We start from the raw sequence: 18,207 nt of genomic DNA on the forward strand, positions 1-18,207 counted from the left end.
CCGTACTGGCCGATGGCGACTACATCACGATCGGCGGCTGCGTGCTCAAGTTCATGCAGCGCTCGTCGGTGGAGGCGCGCTATCACGAGGAGATCTACCAGCGCGCCACGCGTGATGCGCTCACCGGCCTGTGCAACCGGAGGCTGTTCCTCGAACTGCTTGAGCGTGAGTTGCAACGCTCGGTGCAGCGTGGTTACGCGCTCGCGCTGCTCATCATCGACCTCGACCATTTCAAGTCAATCAACGACAGTCATGGTCACGTGGTCGGCGACCGCGTGCTGGAGCAGGTCGGGGCCGTGCTGCAGGCGGTCGCACGTGGCAACGCGCTGGCGGCACGCATCGGCGGCGAGGAGTTCGCGATCGCGCTGCCCGAGCACGACGCGGCGGCTGCCCGCGCCGTCGCCGAGCGCATCCGTGCCAACGTCGAGGCGCTGCCGCTGCGCCTGGGCGAGCAGGTCCACACACTCACGGTGAGCGTGGGCGTGGCCAGCTGGCGGCCGGGCTGGCACACGGTGGGCCAAGTGCTGGCCGCCGCCGACCAGGCGCTGTACCGCGCCAAGGAAGCAGGCCGCAATCGCGTCGAGGCAGCCACCTGAGCGCAGCCGGTGCAGGTCCCGGGCGGCGACTCATGCGCCCGCGCCGCACGCGGGGCCGGGTGTCGTCCGTGTCGAGCCGCGATGCCGACGATTGGCCTTGCGCCATGCCGGCGTGACAGAATCACAGGCTCGGATCACCTGCCACGCACTGCAACCGGAGTCAGCGGATGGCCACGCACGAAATCAAGGTTCCTGACATCGGCGACTTCAGGGACGTCGCGGTGATCGAGGTGCTGGTCAAGCCCGGCGACAAGATCTCGGTAGAGCAGAGCCTCATCACGGTCGAATCCGACAAGGCCTCCATGGAAATCCCGTCCTCGGCCGCTGGCGTGCTCAAGGAGCTCAAGGTCAAGATCGGCGATACCGTGAACATCGGTGACCTGCTGGCCATTCTGGAAGGCGCTGCCACGTCCGCCGCCCCCGCAGCGGCACCCGCTCCAGCACCCGCTGCCGCCGTGGCGACGGTACCCGCCGCCCCCGCCGCAGCGCCAGCATCTCAGGTCGCCACCGCATCGGCCCCTGCCGCCGCCGCACCGGCACACAACCCCACCGCCACGGCGCCGCTGGGCCTGCCTCACGCCTCGCCCTCGGTGCGCAAGTTCGCCCGCGAGCTCGGCGTGCCACTGGAAGAGGTCAAGGGCAGCGGCCCCAAGGGCCGCATCGTCCTGGATGACGTGCAAAGCTTCACCAAAGCGGTGATGGCGGGCGCCACGCAGACCAAGGCGCAGGCCGCCAAGGCCCCGGCCAGTGGCGGCGACGGCGCGGGCCTGGGCCTGATCCCCTGGCCCAAGGTCGACTTCGCCAAGTTCGGCCCGATCGAGCGCAAGGAGATGGGCCGCATCAAGAAGATCAGCGGTGCCAACTTGCTGCGCAACGCCGTGATGATCCCGGCGGTCACCAACCACGACGACGCCGACATCACCGACCTCGAAGCCTTCCGCGTGGCCACCAACAAGGAAAACGAAAAGAGCGGCGTCAAGGTCACCATGCTCGCTTTCCTGATCAAAGCCTGCGTGGCCGCTCTCAAGAAGTTCCCCGAGTTCAACAGTTCGATCGATGGCGATGCCTTGGTCTACAAGCAGTTCTGGCACATCGGCTTCGCGGCTGACACGCCCAACGGCCTGATGGTCCCGGTGATCAAGGACGCCGACAAGAAGGGCGTGCTGCAAATCAGCCAGGAAATGGGCGAGCTCGCCAAGAAGGCGCGCGAGGGCAAGCTGAGTCCGGCCGAGATGAGCGGCGCGACCTTCACCATCTCCAGCCTGGGTGGCATTGGCGGGCGTTACTTCACGCCCATCATCAACGCGCCCGAAGTGGCCATCCTCGGTGTGTGCAAGAGCACGATGGAACCCGTGTGGGACGGCAAGGCCTTCCAGCCGCGCCTGATGCTCCCGCTCTCGCTGACCTGGGACCACCGTGTGATCGACGGCGCCGCCGCCGCCCGATTCAACGTGTATCTCGGCCAGATCCTCAGCGACTTCCGTCGCGTGTTGCTGTAAAGGACCACGCAGATGGCACTCATCGATATTCAAGTCCCCGACATCGGCGATTTCGACGAAGTGGCGGTGATCGAGTTGCTGGTCAAGCCGGGCGACACGGTCAAGGCCGAACAAAGCCTGATCACGGTCGAGTCCGACAAGGCTTCGATGGAAATTCCGTCGTCTCAGGCGGGCGTGGTCAAGGAGCTCAAGGTCAAGCTGGGTGACAAAGTCAAGCAGGGCAGCGTGGTGCTGACGCTGGAAACGGCGGGTGAGGCCGCTGCCGCGCCCGCTGCAAGCGCACCGGCACCCGCGCCGCAGGCGGCGGCACCTGCCGCGGCACCGGCAGCGGCCCCCGTGCCCGCTCCCACCGCTGCCAGCTTCGGTGGCAGCGTCGACCTCGAGTGCGACCTGGTGGTGCTCGGTGGCGGCCCCGGTGGTTACAGCGCGGCCTTCCGCGCGGCCGACCTCGGCCTGAAGGTGGTGCTGGTCGAGCGCTACGCCACCCTGGGGGGCGTGTGCCTGAACGTGGGCTGCATCCCGTCCAAGGCGCTGCTGCACGTCGCTGCTGTGATGGACGAGGTCAGCCATATGGCCGCCCTGGGCGTGGAGTTCGGCCGGCCTGTGGTCAACATCGAGAAGCTGCGTGGCCACAAGGAAAAAGTGATCGGCAAGCTCACCGGTGGCCTGGCTGCCATGGCCAAGATGCGCAAGGTCACGACCGTGCGTGGAGTCGGCGCCTTCGTGGGCGCCAACCACCTGGAAGTGGAAGAAACCACGGGCGCCACGGGTCAGGAGAAGACGGGCAAGAAGCAGGTGATCGGCTTCAAGAAGGCCATCATCGCCGCTGGCTCGCAGGCCGTGCGCCTGCCATTCATGCCCGACGACCCACGTGTGGTGGACAGCACCGGCGCGCTCGCGCTCAAGGAAGTGCCCAAGCGCATGCTGATCCTGGGCGGCGGCATCATCGGCCTGGAAATGGGCACGGTCTACAGCACCCTGGGCGCGCGCCTGGACGTGGTGGAGATGCTTGATGGCCTGATGCAGGGCGCCGATCGCGACCTGGTGAAGATCTGGCAGAAGATGAACGCGCCGCGTTTCGACAACATCATGTTGAAGACCAAGACGGTGTCGGCCAAGGCCACGCCGGCCGGCATCGAGGTGACGTTCGAGAGCGCTGAGCCCGGTGGCGCGGCGCCCGCGCCGCAGACCTACGACCTGGTGCTGCAGGCCGTGGGCCGCACGCCCAATGGCAAAAAGATCGGCGCTGAGAGGGCCGGTGTGGCGGTGACGGACCGGGGCTTCATCAACGTCGACATCCAGATGCGCACCAATGTGCCCCACATCTTTGCGATCGGCGACATCGTGGGCCAGCCCATGCTCGCGCACAAGGCCGTGCACGAGGCACACGTGGCGGCCGAGGTCATTGCGGGTGAACTGCAGGGCAACAAGGAGCTGGCCAGCGCGGCGTTCAACGCCCGCGTCATTCCGAGCGTGGCCTACACCGACCCCGAGGTGGCCTGGGTGGGCCTTACCGAAGACCAGGCCAAGGCGCAGGGCATCAAGGTCAAGAAGGGCCTTTTCCCGTGGACGGCCTCAGGCCGCGCCATCGCCAACGGGCGCGACGAGGGTGTGACCAAGCTGCTGTTCGACGACTCGCCCGAAGCCCACGGCCACGGCAAGATCCTGGGCGGCGGCATGGTGGGCACGCACGCGGGCGACATGATCGGCGAGATCGCGCTGGCCATCGAGATGGGTGCAGACGCGGTGGACATCGGCAAGACCATCCACCCGCACCCCACGCTGGGCGAGAGCATCGGCATGGCGGCCGAGATCGCCCACGGCTCGTGCACGGACGTGCCGCCGCAACGCAGATAGACGCGCGCAACGCCGCAAATGGAAAAAGCCACCGGCCCTTGAGGTTCGGTGGCTTTTTTCCAGGGGTCCGCGTTCAGCGTGGCGCGACGCGGGTGGCCAGCGGCGCGCTGCGGTAGTCAGGGAGGAGCCTGCAGGTGTCGCCGTAGGCGGACTCGAAGCCCTTGCAGAGCTTGGCCACGGTCTGAGGCGTGGGTTTCTCATTCCTGTCGATCCAGTTGAGCAGGGCGGTGAACAGCGCGGGGTACTGTGGCTCGCTCAGGTAGCTGTGCTCGGACTCGTCGCTGAAGGTCTGCACGAGGAGGTGGCCCTTGCCCGCGCGGTCGATGGTCTCGCGATAGGCGGACTCGAGTTCGACAAACGCAGTCGGATCGTTGACGGCGTGCAAGGACAGCACGGGCATGTTGATCCTGCCTTCGGGGTCGCTGTCCTGTGCCAGCTCGGCCACGGCTGCCGGGTCGGCGGTGTAGCGGAGCACGCCGGCGTTCAGTGCGGCGTCGTCCGTGGAACCGGTGTACCTCACGTTGGCGTTGGTGAACGGATTGCGGTTGCCCAGTCGCAACTGCGTCAGGTCACGGAACAGCCAGGTCGCCCAGTTGAGGTGGGCAATGAGCGAGCGCTCGGGGATCTTGATGACGTTGACGATGTTGGCGAGATGGATCTTCTGCTGCTCGGTGCGTTGACCCGCTGGCTTGCGCACGCCGGTGCATTCGTCCACGCGGTTGGCGAGTTCGGCACGCGTCAGCCGCGCGTCCATGGGCAGGCCTTGCCACAGGGGGTACTGCGGCTCGTCGGCCTTCGGATGGTTCTTGCAGACGTATTGATAGACCACGCGCAAGTCGAGGCGGAAGTCGTAGGCGCGGGTGCCGCCGCCCAGCACGCCGCTGGTGAGCAGCATGCCGTCGTAGGGCCCCTTGAGGGGGCCGTTGGGGCCGTCCACCGTGGCATAGAGCTCGGCACCCTTTGCGGCGACCGAGGCACCGTAGCTTTGCCCGTGCAGGATGGTGCGGCGGGGCGGGCCGAAGTGCTTCACGAACACGCGGCGCACGCGCTCGGTGTCTTCTGCCGCCATGGTCACGCCGAAACCACCCCGGCGGTAGGTTGCGCCTGCCCAGGCGTGGCCCGCCTTGACGGTCACAGCCCAGCGCTTGAGGTCTTCCTCACCGCGCGCCAGGGTGGCCGGGCCGGTGTCGGCGGGGCCGCCGTGGGCATGCACCACGAGCACACCTGTCTTGGCTTCCCATTGGGCGGGCAGCGCGATCCAGTAGAAGCCTCCAAGGCCGTCCTCGCCTGTGTGGCAGGTGGCACCGGTTGGCAATTCGGCCGGACAGGCGCGTGGCTGAGGATCGGTGGGCACCTGGGCAATCGCGCCGCCGCTGTGGCCCGCGAGAGCCGCCAGCGCCAGCAGCGCGATGGGGCGAAGAGTCATGAGGGTCTCCAATGGTGGTTCGATGGCATGCGGACGATAGGTGCGCAGAACCCCCATGTCAAATATACTGAGATGGGCATTTCAATATCTTCAAAGTATGGAAATAAGGCACCTGAGGTACTTTCTGGCCGTTGCCGAGGCCGGTCACATGACTCGTGCTGCAGAGCGTCTGGGCATCCAGCAACCGCCGCTGAGCCTGCAGATCAAGGCACTGGAAAAGGAGTTGGGCGTTGCCTTGTTCCGCCGCCATCCCAAGGGCGTGGCGTTGTCGGACGCCGGGCGCCTGTTCGAACGGGAGGCGCGCCAGCTGATGGACGACATGGCGGCCATGGAGCAACGCATGGCGCGCGTGGCGCGCGGCGAGCTCGGGGTGCTGCATGTGGGTTTCACCAGTTCGGCCGCCGCGCATGCGTTCACGCCCGAGGCCTTGCGCGCCTGCCGGCGGGCCTGGCCGGGTATCGCGCTGTCGATCCGAGAAGACCATGCTGCCGGCATTACCGAGGCGGTCGAGGCGGGGCGGCTGCATTGCGGACTGATCCGCGTGCCGGTGTCGCAGCCCCAGAGCCTGACCTTCGAGGTGCTGCTGCGCGAGCCGGTGCTGGTGGCACTGCCCACGGACCATGCCCTGGCGCGACGCCGGCCGGCCTCGCTGGCGCTGGAGGATCTGCGCGATGAGGGCTTCATCCTGGTGCGCCAGCCGGGTGCCCCGGGGCTCTACGCCAACCTCTTGGCACTTTGCGAAGCCCACGGCTTTCGTCCGCGCATCGCCGCGGAAGTCGAGCGCATGGTGACCAGCCTGAACCTGGTGGCCGCGGGCGCGGGCATCGCGGTCGTGCCTGCCTCCATGAGCGGGCTGCATCCCCATGCGGTGGTCTATCGGCCCTTGCAGGAGGGCACACCGCTGGACGCGCCGCTCACCCTGGTGTACCGATCGGCCGAAGCCTCAGGCCCGGCCGCGCATTTCCTGAAGATCGCCCGGGACACGGCGCGAAAGGCTCAAGCGCCTGCGCGGCGGGGGCATGCCGTGGCATGAAGACACTGCTGTCCCGGCGACGGTCGCTGGTGGCGCTGCTGGGGCTGGTCGGGCTGCAGGCCAGTCGCGCACAGACGGCCTGGCCTTCTCAACCGGTGCGAATCATCGTCGTGTACCCCCCTGGCGGGCTCAGCGATGGGGTCGCTCGCGCGCTGGCCGAGCGTCTTTCGTGGCAACTTGGTGTGGCCGTGCGGGTGGAAAACCGGGGCGGAGGCGGGGGCAGCGTGGGGCTGCAGGCGCTGGCGCGCGCACCGGCCGATGGGCACACGCTGGCCTTTTCAGCGGTCAGCCCCTTGACCCTGCGCCCGCACCTTGGCGCGGTGGGCTACGACCCGTTTCGCGACATCGAACCGGTGGCCAGCGTGATGTACACGCCCGTGCTGCTGGTGGGCACGCCGAGTTTCACCGGCCGCCGCTTTGCGGATCTGCTCGCTCAAGCCAGAGCCCATCCTGGCGCCTTGCGTTGGGGCACTTCGGGCCTGGCCACGGCGGGCCACCTGGTGCTGGAACGGGTGCAGCTGGGCGGCGGAGTGGCGGTCACGCACATTCCGTACAAAGGCGGCGGCCAGCAGCTCACTGACGCACTGGGCGGGCAGTTCGAGTTGCTGTCGACCAATGTGGCGCCAGCGCAGTTGGCCCATGTCCAGGCGGGCCACTTCAAACCCTTGGCTGTGGGAGCTCCTCACCGCCTCGAGGTCTTGCCGCAGGTGCCCACCTTCGCAGAACTGGGCCTGCCTCAGGCGAATGTGACATCCTTGTTTGGTCTGTTCGCGCCGGGCGGCACGCCGACGCAGGTGCTGGATCGCCTGAATGTTGAAATCAACGCAGCGGTGCAGACACCGTCCTTGCGAGAGCGGCTGTTGGCGTCGGACAACCTGCCCGCGCAGGGGGACCGTGCGTCCTTCGCGCGCCGAATTGCCCAGGAGTGGCACAGCAACCGCCAGCTCAAGGGCGCGAACATCAAGATGGAGTGAGCGTCAGGGGTCGACGCAGAGGCCGGAGCGGCCAGAAGGAAAATCAGGGGGCCTTGTCGGCCACTTCCACGCGCCGTGCCCCGTTGAAACGCTTGTTCCAGTAGGACATGCGCATGTCTTCCATGCGAACCTGTGCACCGCTGCGCGGGGAGTGGATGAATTTGCCTTCGCCCACGTAGATGCCGACGTGGCTGAAGGCGCGGCGCATGGTGTTGAAGAACACCAGATCACCGGGCTTGAGCTCGCTGCGGTCGATGGTTTGGGTCGCGGCTGCCTGCTCGTCGGATCGCCGGGGCAGGATCTTGCCAAGCGACTGCTCGTACACCGCGCGCACGAAGCCGCTGCAATCGAAACCCGTTTCGGCGCTGTTCCCGCCGTAGCGGTACGGTACGTCCAGGAAGGCCATGGCGTTGATGACAAGGCTGGAGGCCTGGTCGCTCACCGTCTCGCGGGCGTGTTGCACTTGCTGGCCGATGCGGGCCATGAGGCCTTTGTCGCTGAGCAGCGAGTCCATGTCGTCGTAGCCGGCGGCACTGCCCGGCGCGGCATGGACCACGGCCGAAGTACATACCAGGAGAACAATGGGGAGCCAACGCGACATAGGGCGTGAGGGTATCGGCGCTGCTGTTGGAAGTCAAGCGAGAATCGAGAGCCAACCCCTTGATTTACAACCACTTTCGTATTCACTTCGAGGTGTTCGAGCCGGCTCGCGACGGAAGGCGGCTGGCAACCGACGGGAGATCGACCATCACCGGCTGTCCGGGTGCGGTGCAGCCCGTGTCGCAGCACTTGCCGGGTTGACGGTTCTTCGTGATGGCGCGGGCCGGGTCGTGAGGTGCTGCGGCGGCGCTGCCGTCGGCCGCCACGCCCCGCTCCAGCAGCCGTTCAACCAGCTCCACCTTGTTGCCGACGGGGTAATTGCGCCAGATTTCCTGCTTCATGGCGGCCGGCGAACCACCACCGTGCAGGCTGATCACGCTGTACCAGCCGCCCTGGTAGCCGGCGGTCAGGTCTTCGATGAGGCGTGCCGTCTGGATTCGCTGCTCGTAGGGGACGTCGGGATGGGCGCGCAGCACGTCCGAGAGTTTCGCGCCGGTCTCGGGGTTGTGGTCTTCGTCCGGGCCGGGCAGGGTGACGATCAAGCCGCCGCTCACGTAGTGGGCGATGCGGTGCATGTCGTAGATCTTGGTCGCCAGCAACAGCTTGCCGATGTTGGAAAACACCGGGTCGGGCATGAAGGTTTCGCTGTGCGGGTCGGCTTTGCCATAGACGCTGGCCGCCACGCCGCAGGCGTAGAAGCCCTCGGTGATGGTGATGAGTTCCACCATCTGTTCGCGCAGATGCGTTTCCCGGCCGGGGTCGAAACCGTTGGCTTCGCACATGAGCGCACCGGCACCGATGAGCAGGTCGCCAAAGCCGGCGCGCGCGCCGATGCAGGTGTGGCGGTGGTGGGTGGCGTAGCTGTAGGTGAGGTGGCTGGAGTGCTCCCACTCGCCCGCGTAGAACACCCTGTCCCACGGTACGAACACCCGGTCGAAAATGCAGACACCCGTGCTCTGTCCATACTTGCGGCTGAACAGGGCCTCTCCATGCTCGACCTTGTCCCCAGGCCGGCCGGCGGGGCGCGCGACGATGGTCAGGCCCGGCGCGTCGATGGGCACGGCGCAGCAGACAGCGAAATCCGCATCCTCGCGCCCCATGTGGCGGCAGGGCATCACCAGCAACTCATGCACATAAGGTGCCCCGGTGACGATGGCCTTGGTGCCGCTGATGACGATGCCTCGGGCGGTTCTCTCCACCACGTGCACGTAGCTGTTCGCATTGGCTTGCTCGTGCGGGCGACGGCTGCGGTCGCCCTTGGCATCGGTCATGGCCACGCCCAGGGTCAGATCCTGGTCTTGGACACGGTGCAGGTAGTTGAGGAAGCGTGAGGTGTGATCGGTGGTCCCACGGGCGTCGTCGATGCGGGCCGAAACCTGCCCGATGGCGTTGAGCGCGTCGTGCGTGAGGTAGCGCTGGGCACAACCGGTCTCCTGGCAAACCAGGCGCACGGCTTCCAGCTTGTTGAGCAAGTCGCCGCTGCTGGTGTTGATGTGGCTCAGGCGGTTCACTCGACGGCCACTGCTCTGCTGCACGGCTGTCATGAGGGGCGCGTATCGGTGCTCGAGCGCCAGGTCGTAGGTCAGGGCGATGGCGTTGATCCCGGGCTGCAAGGCCGGCTCATCGGCCACGTTCTCCACGGGCCGCCCATCCACGAACACGCGTGGCTTGCGCTCTCGAAGCGATTCGCGGAAATCCTTCCCGCTCATGAGGGAAGGCGATGGTGCAAGAGTGTCGTTCATCAGCGAGATCCCTTGTCAGCAGATGGATCGGATAGAAGATTTTTGCCGGCTGTATTGACATTTAAACAATGTTCAAATAATTAATCAACAGTTCATTTTGTGCTGCAGATGTTCATCCTGGCGATAAACTGCCCCTATGGATGTCCACTTGAACGAACTCATCCCAGTGCCTTCGGCGGCTGAAGCCGAAGCGGCGCGAGAGCAGCAGCGACAGCGGCAACAGCGACAGGCGGCGCAGTCGGATTCCCGCCGCGCCCTCGTGCTGGAGGCGGCGCGAAGTGTCTTCGCCGAAAAGGGTGTGGAGGGCGCCAGCATCCGGGAGATCGCCAAGCGGGCGGCGTACACACCTGGCGCGATCTACAGTTACTTCGAGAGCAAGGAAGCGATTTACGCCGCGCTGCTGGCCGAATCGCTGGAGCGGCTCAATCGCGAGGTGGCCGCCGCCAGGCCCGCCAAGTCCCAACCCCAGGCGATGCTCGCGGCCAAAGCGCAGGCCTGGTTCGGTTTCTACGCCCGAAACCCGCGCGATCTGGATCTGGGCTTCTACCTGGTGCAGGGGTTGGCACCAAGAGGGCTGACCAGCGAGTTGAACCAGCAGCTCAATGGCCGGCTGCACGATGCCTTGCATCCTTGCGAGCAGGCCTTGCAGGCCATGGGGCTCTCGCCTGAATCTGCGCTGCGCGAGAACACCTCGCTTTTTGCCCACGGGGTGGGGCTGCTTCTGCTTCAGCACACAGGTCGCATTCGCATGTTCGGGCAGTCCCCCGACGCGCTGTTCCAGGCCTATGTGGATCATCTCGTGGCCCGGTTGAGCCCGCGCGATGGTGCGAGTGCAGCCGAGCCAGGGCAGGCCGATCTGTTTGGTGGCTGAGGGCATTGGCGGCTGCGCCAGGCGGGCCTGCGAAAATCCCGGTGACTTCTTAGACGAAAGACAAACCGATGCTGCTGGATGCTTCTGACTCTCAACTCGTGCTGGTGGACTACCAGGCTCGCCTGATGCCCGCCATTTTCGAAGGCCCTCAAGTGCTGGCCAATGCCGTGCGCCTGGCGCGCATGGCCCATGTTCTGCGGGTCCCCACTTGGGGCACCGAGCAGAACCCAGAGAAGCTGGGCCCGAACCCGCCCGAGTTGCGCGAGCTTTGCCAGAAAACCTTGTCCAAGATGCACTTTGGCGCCGTGTCCGATGGCCTGGGTGACTGGCTGCGCCCGCCCGTGCGTCAGCAGGCGTCAGGCAACGCGCGCAGCCTGCCCAAGCACCTGCAGAAGCCGGCGGCGGCACCCGCCGCCGAACGCCAGACGGTGGTCGTGGCCGGATGCGAAGCCCATGTCTGCCTCCTGCAGACAGCGTTGGAGCTGATCGAGCAGGAGTTTGACGTTTGGGTGGTGACGGATGCCTGCAGCTCGCGCACGGAGCGCAACCGCGATGCGGCGTTTGACCGGCTGGCTGGCGCGGGCGCCGAGTTGGTGACGACGGAAATGGTGGCCTTCGAGTGGCTGCGCACGGCCGAGCACCCTGCCTTTCGCGAGGTGCAGGCGATGATCAAATAAGGGAACGGGGCGCACGGAGCGAGGTGAAGGTCACGCGCCGTGTCAGTCTCGCGCAAGCGGGCTCGACATAATTATGAATTCAGTTCGAGCATGCTCTTTGAGCCAACCATCCGCAGGAGACATCCATGAGTCAGGGCTACGCCGAGTTCTACCGCCGCTCCATCGAGGAGCCCGATGCCTTCTGGACGGAGCAGGCCGCGCTGGTGGACTGGCACAAGCCCTTCCACCGGGTCTGCAACCACGACAACCCGCCGTTCGCGCATTGGTTTGAAGGGGGGCTCACCAACCTGTGCCACAACGCGGTAGACCGGCATCTGAAGGATCGCGCCGATCAAAACGCGCTTATCTATGTGTCTACCGAGACCGACACCGAGCGCACTTACAGCTTCCGCGAGCTGCACGTCGAGGTGCAACGCATGGCGGCGGTGTTGCTGGGGCAGGGCGTGAAGAAGGGCGATCGGGTATTGATCTACATGCCCATGATTCCAGAGGCCACCTTCGCGATGCTGGCCTGCGCGCGCATTGGCGCCATTCATTCGGTGGTGTTTGGCGGTTTCGCCAGCCATTCGCTGGCCAACCGCATTGACGATGCGTCCCCCGTGGCCATCGTGAGCGCCGACGCAGGCTCGCGTGGCGGCAAGGTGGTCGAGTACAAGCCCTTGCTGGACGAAGCCCTGCGGCTTTGCAGCCACCAACCGGCCTCGGTGATCCTGGTGAATCGGGGCTTGGCACCAATGTCTCTGGTGCCTGGTCGCGACCACGACTACACCGCGCTTCGCCAGCAGCACCTGGATTCGCAGGTGCCCTGTGAATGGATGGCGTCGACCGACATCAGTTACACCATCTACACCAGCGGGACCACGGGCAAGCCCAAGGGCGTGCAGCGCGACACCGGGGGCTACCTGGTGGCGTTGGCCGCGAGCATGAAGCACATCTTCATGGGCAAGCCCGGGGAGACCTACTTTTCCACCAGCGACATCGGCTGGGTGGTGGGGCACAGCTACATCGTCTATGGTCCGCTGATTGCCGGCATGGCGACCATTCTTTACGAGGGCCTGCCGATCCGGCCCGATGGAGGGATCTGGTGGCGATTGGTCGAAAAGTACAAGGTGACGGTCATGTTCAGCGCTCCCACTGCGGTGCGCGTGCTCAAGAAGCAGGACCCGGCCTACCTGAAGCAGTACGACCTTTCCAGCCTCAAGGCGCTGTTTCTCGCTGGCGAGCCGCTGGACGAGCCCACGGCACGCTGGATCAGCGAAGGCCTGGGCGTGCCCATCATCGACAACTACTGGCAGACCGAGAGCGGCTGGCCCATCCTCACCATTGCCAACGGGGTTGAGCGAAAGCCCAGCAAGTTCGGCAGCCCGGGTGTGCCGATGTACGGCTACCGTGTCAAGCTGCTGCACGAATCCACTGGGGAAGAACTCACCGGCGCTGACGAAAAAGGCGTGGTGGTGATCGAAGGGCCGACGCCACCCGGTTTCATGCAGACGGTTTGGAAGGACGATGCGCGCTTCGTCAACACCTATTGGAAGAGCATTCCGGGCAAGCAGGTCTACAGCACCTTCGACTGGGGCATCCGTGACCGGGACGGCTACTTCTACATCCTTGGCCGCACCGACGACGTCATCAACGTGGCTGGCCACCGGCTGGGCACGCGCGAGATCGAAGAGAGCATTTCCAGCCATGCGAACGTGGCCGAGGTGGCGGTGGTGGGCGTGGCGGACCAGCTCAAGGGGCAGGTGGCCATGGCCTTCGTGGTCGCCAGGGACACCTCGGCGCTCGGTGACGACGCGTCAAAACTCCGGCTGGAAGGTGAAATCATGAAGCGGGTGGACGAGCAGCTCGGTGCCGTGGCCCGGCCAGCCCGGGTCCGTTTCGTGACCGTGTTGCCCAAGACACGCAGTGGCAAGCTGTTGCGACGAGCGATCCAGGCGGTCTGCGAAGGCCGCGATCCGGGCGATCTCACCACCATGGACGATCCGGCCGCACTGCAGCAGATCAAGGACCTCCTGAATTGACGCGCGGGAGACGCCGCGCCGGCATGGCCGCCTCGCGGGCAAGGCGTGGTGGATCCGGGTGTTTGTAAGTACAATTCATGCTTATATTTACCCGAGCAACGAGACCGCCATGGAACAGATGATCGCGTCCGAAGGCCAAGTGGAAAAAGTCCGCGTGTTTGAACTCGCGGCCGAACTCTTCGGCGTGCTTGCCACTCCCATGCGGCTGCGCATCCTCAGTGCGCTTTGCGACAAGGAGAAGTCAGTCTCCCAGCTGTTGCAGGAAATCGACACCACCCAGCCCAATCTGTCGCAGCACTTGAACCTGCTTTACCGGGCGGGCGTGCTGGCCAAGCGCAAGGACGGCACGCAGGTGATCTACCGCGTTCAGAGCGAAAAGGCCGTCACCCTGTGCCGCACGGTCTGCACCCAGATCGCCATCGAGATGGACGAACCGAGCTCTGTGCCGGCGTCCGAGCGGCTGTCGCCCCGCGTCGCATCCTGACGGGCGGTTGCCGCAACGCATCTTTTTACACAGGGCTGGTCCCGCGGTGGCACAATCGCGGGTTGCAGTCAGGTCCTTCCACAGTCACTGTCGCATCCGCCAAACGGTTCAGCCGTGCCGCGGAAGGTTGTCTTAACCAGCTTATGTTTCCTGAAGGGAAACGGAGGTCAGCGGATTTATGAGCGATTCCCAATCGAACGGGGGCAACGTCTATGTTGCCTACAAAGGCAACTCGTACCTCTTCGGCGGCAACGCGCCGTATGTGGAAGAGATGTACGAAAACTACCTGGACAATCCTGGTAGCGTCCCCGACAACTGGCGCGGCTACTTCGACGCGCTGCAAAACGTTCCCGCCGGTGATGGCACCGACGCCCGCGACGTCCCCCACCAGCCCGTCATCAACGCCTTCGCCGAGCGCGCGAAGCAGGGTGGCACCAAAGTCGTCGTCGCCGCCGGAGCCGATTCCGAACTCGCTCGCAAGCGCACAGCCGTCCAGCAACTGATTGCCGCCTACCGCAATGTCGGCGCCCGCTGGGCCGACCTGGATCCTCTCAAGCGCGCCGAACGCGATCACATTCCCGAACTCGAGCTGTCGTTCTACGGCTTCACCGATGCCGACCTCGAGACCGTGTTCAACACGAGCAACACGTTCTTCGGCAAGGAGACCATGTCCTTGCGGGAGCTGCTCAACGCCCTGCGCGAAACGTACTGCGGCTCCATCGGCGCCGAGTACATGTACATCACCGACCAGAGCCAGAAGCGCTGGTGGCAGGAGCGCCTGGAAGCCACGCGCACCAAGCCCGCCTTCAATGCCGAGAAGAAGAAGCACATTCTCGATCGCCTGACGGCGGCCGAAGGCCTGGAGCGTTTCCTGCACACCAAGTACGTCGGCCAGAAGCGCTTCTCGCTGGAAGGTGGCGAGAGCTTCATTGCCTCGATGGACGAGCTGATCAACCAGGCCGGCCAGATCGGCGTGCAGGAAATCGTGATCGGCATGGCCCACCGCGGTCGCCTGAACGTGCTGGTCAACACCCTGGGCAAGATGCCCAAGGACCTGTTTGCCGAGTTCGATCACACCGCACCCGAAGAGCTGCCCGCCGGCGACGTGAAGTACCACCAGGGTTTCAGCTCCGACGTGACCACCCCGGGCGGCCCGGTCCACCTGTCGCTGGCTTTCAACCCCTCGCACCTGGAAATCGTGAACCCCGTCGTGGAAGGTTCGGTGCGTGCCCGCATGGACCGCCGTGGCGACCCGTTGGGCAAGCAGGTGCTGCCGGTGCTGGTGCACGGCGATGCCGCTTTTGCCGGCCAGGGCGTGGTGATGGAAACCCTGGCGCTGGCCGAAACCCGTGGCTATTCCACGGGTGGCACGGTGCACCTGGTGATCAACAACCAGATCGGCTTCACCACTTCCGATCCGCGCGACAGCCGCTCCACGCTGTACTGCTCCGACGTCGTGAAGATGATCGAGGCGCCGGTGCTGCACGTGAACGGGGACGACCCTGAAGCGGTGGTTTTCGCCACCCAACTGGCGCTCGACTTCCGCATGACCTTCCAGAAGGATGTGGTGGTTGACATCGTTTGCTTCCGCAAGCTCGGTCACAACGAGCAGGACACCCCGAGCCTGACGCAGCCGCTCATGTACAAGAAGATTGCGGCCCACCCCGGCACGCGCAAGCTGTACGCTGACAAGCTGGCCGCTCAGGGCCTGGGCGATTCGCTGGGCGACGACATGGTCAAGGCCTACCGTGCCGCGCTGGATGCCGGCCGCCACACGGTGGACCCGGTGCTGACCAACTTCAAGAGCAAATTCGCGGTCGACTGGAGTCCTTACCTGGGCAAGAAGTGGACCGACAGCGCGGACTCTGCCATCCCCATGGCCGAGTGGAAGCGCCTGGCTGACCGCTTGACGGCGATCCCCGACAACATCACCCCGCACCAGCTGGTGAAGAAGGTGTACGCCGATCGCGCGGCCATGGGTCGTGGCGACATTCCGGTGGACTGGGGCATGGGCGAGCACATGGCTTTCGCTTCGCTGGTGGCCAGCGGCTTCCCGGTGCGCCTCTCGGGTGAGGACTGCGGCCGTGGCACGTTCACGCATCGGCACGCCGTCATTCACGACCAGAACCGCGAAAAGTACGACGAGGGCACCTACGTCCCGCTGCAAAACGTGGCCGACAATCAGGCCCCGTTCGTGGTGATCGACTCGATCCTGTCTGAAGAGGCCGTGCTCGGTTTCGAATACGGTTACGCCTCGAACGACCCGAACACCCTGGTGATCTGGGAAGCGCAGTTCGGCGACTTCGTCAACGGCGCGCAAGTCGTGATCGACCAGTTCATCGCCTCCGGCGAAGTGAAGTGGGGCCGTGTCAACGGCATTACGATGATGCTGCCGCATGGCTACGAAGGCCAGGGCCCGGAGCACAGCTCGGCGCGCCTGGAGCGCTTCATGCAGCTGGCCGCCGACACCAACATGCAGGTGGTGCAGCCCACCACCGCGAGCCAGATCTTCCACGTCTTGCGCCGCCAGATGATTCGTGGGCTGCGCAAGCCGCTGATCATCTTCACGCCCAAGTCGCTGCTGCGCAACAAGGACGCGACGTCCCCGCTGTCCGAGTTCACCAAGGGCGGCTTCCAGACCGTGATCCCGGAACAGAATGCCGACGTCGTGAAGAAGGCCGAGAAGGTCAAGCGAGTGATCTGCTGCTCGGGCAAGGTGTACTACGACCTCGTGAAGAAGCGCGAAGAGCGGGGTTCGGACGACGTGGCGATCGTGCGCGTGGAGCAGCTGTACCCGTTCCCGCACAAGGTGTTTGGTGCCGAGCTGCGCAAGTACCCCAATGCGACGGACATCGTCTGGTGCCAGGATGAGCCGCAGAACCAGGGTGCCTGGTTCTTCGTGCAGCACTACATCCACGAGAACATGCTCGACGGGCAGAAGCTGGGCTACGCCGGGCGTGCGGCCTCCGCATCGCCGGCAGTGGGTTATGCCCACCTCCACCAGGAGCAGCAGAAGACGCTGATCGAAGCCGCTTTTGGCAAGCTCAAGGGCTTCATCCTCACCAAGTGACTTGAACGGACCCCCAGCCGGTCACCCGACGTTGACGTCCCGTGACCGGCTTGTCCGGAGCACCCCATAAAACCCTAGGTAGAACACTCATGGCAATCGTAGAAGTCAAAGTTCCGCAACTGTCCGAATCCGTGGCCGAAGCCACCTTGCTGGCATGGAAGAAGAAGGCCGGCGAGGCCGTCGCCGCCGATGAAATCCTGATCGAAATTGAAACCGACAAGGTCGTGCTCGAGGTGCCCGCGCCCGCCGCTGGCGTGCTGGTTGAACTCGTCCAGGGCGATGGCGCCACCGTGGCCGCCGACCAACTGATCGCGCGCATCGATACCGCCGCGGTCGCTGGTGCCTCAGCGCCCGCGCCTGCCGCAGCGCCAGCCGTGGCGGCGGCACCCGCCGCCACGCCGGCCGCCGCCGCGGCTGCAACGTCTCAGTCCAAGGCCGGTGTGGCCATGCCGGCCGCCGCCAAGTTGATGGCCGACAACAACCTGGCCGCTGGCTCGGTTGCCGGCACCGGCAAGGACGGTCGCGTGACCAAGGGCGACGTGCTGTCGGCCGTGGCCGCGCCCAAGGCCGCTGTGGCCGCGCCCGTGGCGATTCCCACCGGCGCACCCACCAAGGTGCTGCCGCAGGTGCCCGTGGTCGCTCCCGACCTGGGCGACCGTCCGGAAGAGCGCGTGGCCATGACCCGCCTGCGCGCCCGTGTGGCCGAGCGCCTGCTGCAGTCGCAATCGACCAACGCCATCCTGACCACGTTCAACGAAGTGAACATGGCGCCCGTGATGGAGATGCGCAAGAAGTTCCAGGAAAAGTTCGAGAAGGAACACGGCGTGAAGCTGGGCTTCATGAGCTTCTTCGTGAAAGCCGCTGTGCACGCGCTCAAGAAGTATCCGATTCTGAACGCCTCGGTGGACGGCAACGACATCGTCTACCACGGCTACTTCGACATCGGTATCGCGGTTGGCTCGCCCCGCGGCCTGGTGGTGCCCATCCTGCGCAATGCGGACCAGATGAGCTTTGCCGACATCGAGAAGAAGATCGCCGAATTCGGTCAGAAGGCCAAGGACGGCAAGCTGGGTCTGGACGATCTCACCGGCGGCACGTTCTCCATTTCCAACGGCGGCACCTTCGGCTCGATGATGTCCACCCCCATCATCAACCCGCCCCAGTCGGCCATCCTGGGTGTTCATGCCACCAAGGACCGCGCCATGGTGGAAAACGGCCAGGTGGTCGTGCGCCCCATGAACTACTTCGCCATGTCCTATGACCACCGCATCATCGATGGTCGTGAGGCCGTGCTGGGTCTGGTGGCGATGAAGGAAGCGCTGGAAGATCCTGCCCGCCTGCTGTTCGACATCTGATC

Annotated in this window: 14 protein-coding genes; 11 read left to right on the forward strand and 3 right to left on the reverse strand. The window is 65.3% G+C overall.

Annotated features, from left to right (window positions below; all coding sequences use genetic code 11):
- From KIT86_RS07435 to lpdA, 3 genes are all read left to right on the forward strand, one after another.
- Window positions 1–596, forward strand: a 596-nt coding sequence (locus KIT86_RS07435) for a GGDEF domain-containing protein (RefSeq protein ID WP_297396818.1), incomplete at its 5' end; no start/stop codon positions are given.
- A 167-nt stretch (window positions 597–763) separates the two neighbouring features.
- Window positions 764–2,095: a dihydrolipoyllysine-residue acetyltransferase gene (gene aceF / locus KIT86_RS07440; protein ID WP_297396820.1), complete on the forward strand. Its 1,332-nt coding sequence runs from the start codon at window positions 764–766 to the stop codon at window positions 2,093–2,095.
- A 12-nt stretch (window positions 2,096–2,107) separates the two neighbouring features.
- Window positions 2,108–3,952 (forward strand): dihydrolipoyl dehydrogenase, encoded by a 1,845-nt coding sequence (lpdA, locus tag KIT86_RS07445; RefSeq protein WP_297396823.1) that lies wholly within the window; start codon window positions 2,108–2,110, stop codon window positions 3,950–3,952.
- 73 nt (window positions 3,953–4,025) lie between these two features.
- On the opposite strand, the gene KIT86_RS07450 is transcribed toward lpdA, so the two are convergent.
- Window positions 4,026–5,378, reverse strand: coding sequence for a hypothetical protein (locus KIT86_RS07450; protein ID WP_297396826.1), 1,353 nt, complete (start codon window positions 5,376–5,378; stop codon window positions 4,026–4,028).
- A gap of 97 nt (window positions 5,379–5,475) precedes the next feature.
- Between KIT86_RS07450 and KIT86_RS07455 the strand changes: the two genes are divergently transcribed.
- Together KIT86_RS07455 and KIT86_RS07460 are read left to right on the forward strand one after the other, a co-directional pair.
- The gene (locus tag KIT86_RS07455; RefSeq protein ID WP_297396829.1) at window positions 5,476–6,411 is read left to right on the forward strand and encodes a LysR family transcriptional regulator; all 936 of its coding nucleotides are present in this window, start codon (window positions 5,476–5,478) and stop codon (window positions 6,409–6,411) included.
- Window positions 6,408–7,385, forward strand: a complete 978-nt coding sequence (locus tag KIT86_RS07460; protein WP_297396832.1) for a tripartite tricarboxylate transporter substrate binding protein — start codon at window positions 6,408–6,410, stop codon at window positions 7,383–7,385. Before KIT86_RS07455 ends, KIT86_RS07460 begins: the two co-directional genes overlap by 4 nt.
- A 43-nt stretch (window positions 7,386–7,428) precedes the next feature.
- Here the strand turns inward: KIT86_RS07460 and KIT86_RS07465 are convergent, their stop codons facing one another.
- The gene (locus KIT86_RS07465) at window positions 7,429–7,986 is read right to left on the reverse strand and encodes a C40 family peptidase (RefSeq protein WP_297396835.1); all 558 of its coding nucleotides are present in this window, start codon (window positions 7,984–7,986) and stop codon (window positions 7,429–7,431) included.
- Window positions 7,987–8,068: 82 nt separating this feature from the next.
- Entirely contained in the window at window positions 8,069–9,727 is a 1,659-nt protein-coding gene (locus KIT86_RS07470) for a 4-hydroxyphenylacetate 3-hydroxylase N-terminal domain-containing protein (RefSeq protein WP_297396838.1), read from the reverse strand.
- A 148-nt stretch (window positions 9,728–9,875) separates the two neighbouring features.
- Here KIT86_RS07470 and KIT86_RS07475 point away from each other — a divergent pair, with 148 nt between their 5' ends.
- The 6 genes from KIT86_RS07475 to odhB all read left to right on the forward strand — a co-directional run bounded on the left by KIT86_RS07475 (window position 9,876) and on the right by odhB (window position 18,205).
- Window positions 9,876–10,598 (forward strand): TetR/AcrR family transcriptional regulator, encoded by a 723-nt coding sequence (locus tag KIT86_RS07475; RefSeq protein ID WP_367185428.1) that lies wholly within the window; start codon window positions 9,876–9,878, stop codon window positions 10,596–10,598.
- Between the two features lie 68 nt (window positions 10,599–10,666).
- On the forward strand, window positions 10,667–11,275 hold the full coding sequence (locus KIT86_RS07480) for an isochorismatase family protein (protein ID WP_297396843.1): 609 nt from the start codon (window positions 10,667–10,669) through the stop codon (window positions 11,273–11,275).
- A gap of 125 nt (window positions 11,276–11,400) precedes the next feature.
- Complete coding sequence (locus KIT86_RS07485; RefSeq protein WP_297396845.1) at window positions 11,401–13,296, forward strand: propionate--CoA ligase; 1,896 nt, start codon at window positions 11,401–11,403, stop codon at window positions 13,294–13,296.
- Window positions 13,297–13,405: 109 nt separating this feature from the next.
- Window positions 13,406–13,780: a helix-turn-helix transcriptional regulator gene (locus KIT86_RS07490; RefSeq protein WP_204731485.1), complete on the forward strand. Its 375-nt coding sequence runs from the start codon at window positions 13,406–13,408 to the stop codon at window positions 13,778–13,780.
- A gap of 178 nt (window positions 13,781–13,958) precedes the next feature.
- Window positions 13,959–16,850 (forward strand): 2-oxoglutarate dehydrogenase E1 component, encoded by a 2,892-nt coding sequence (locus KIT86_RS07495; RefSeq protein WP_297396850.1) that lies wholly within the window; start codon window positions 13,959–13,961, stop codon window positions 16,848–16,850.
- An 89-nt stretch (window positions 16,851–16,939) separates the two neighbouring features.
- The gene (gene odhB / locus KIT86_RS07500; protein ID WP_297396852.1) at window positions 16,940–18,205 is read left to right on the forward strand and encodes a 2-oxoglutarate dehydrogenase complex dihydrolipoyllysine-residue succinyltransferase; all 1,266 of its coding nucleotides are present in this window, start codon (window positions 16,940–16,942) and stop codon (window positions 18,203–18,205) included.
- Window positions 18,206–18,207: the final 2 nt, after the last annotated feature.

It is taken from the genome of Hydrogenophaga sp., assembly GCF_026125825.1.
Classification (GTDB): domain Bacteria; phylum Pseudomonadota; class Gammaproteobacteria; order Burkholderiales; family Burkholderiaceae_C; genus Hydrogenophaga.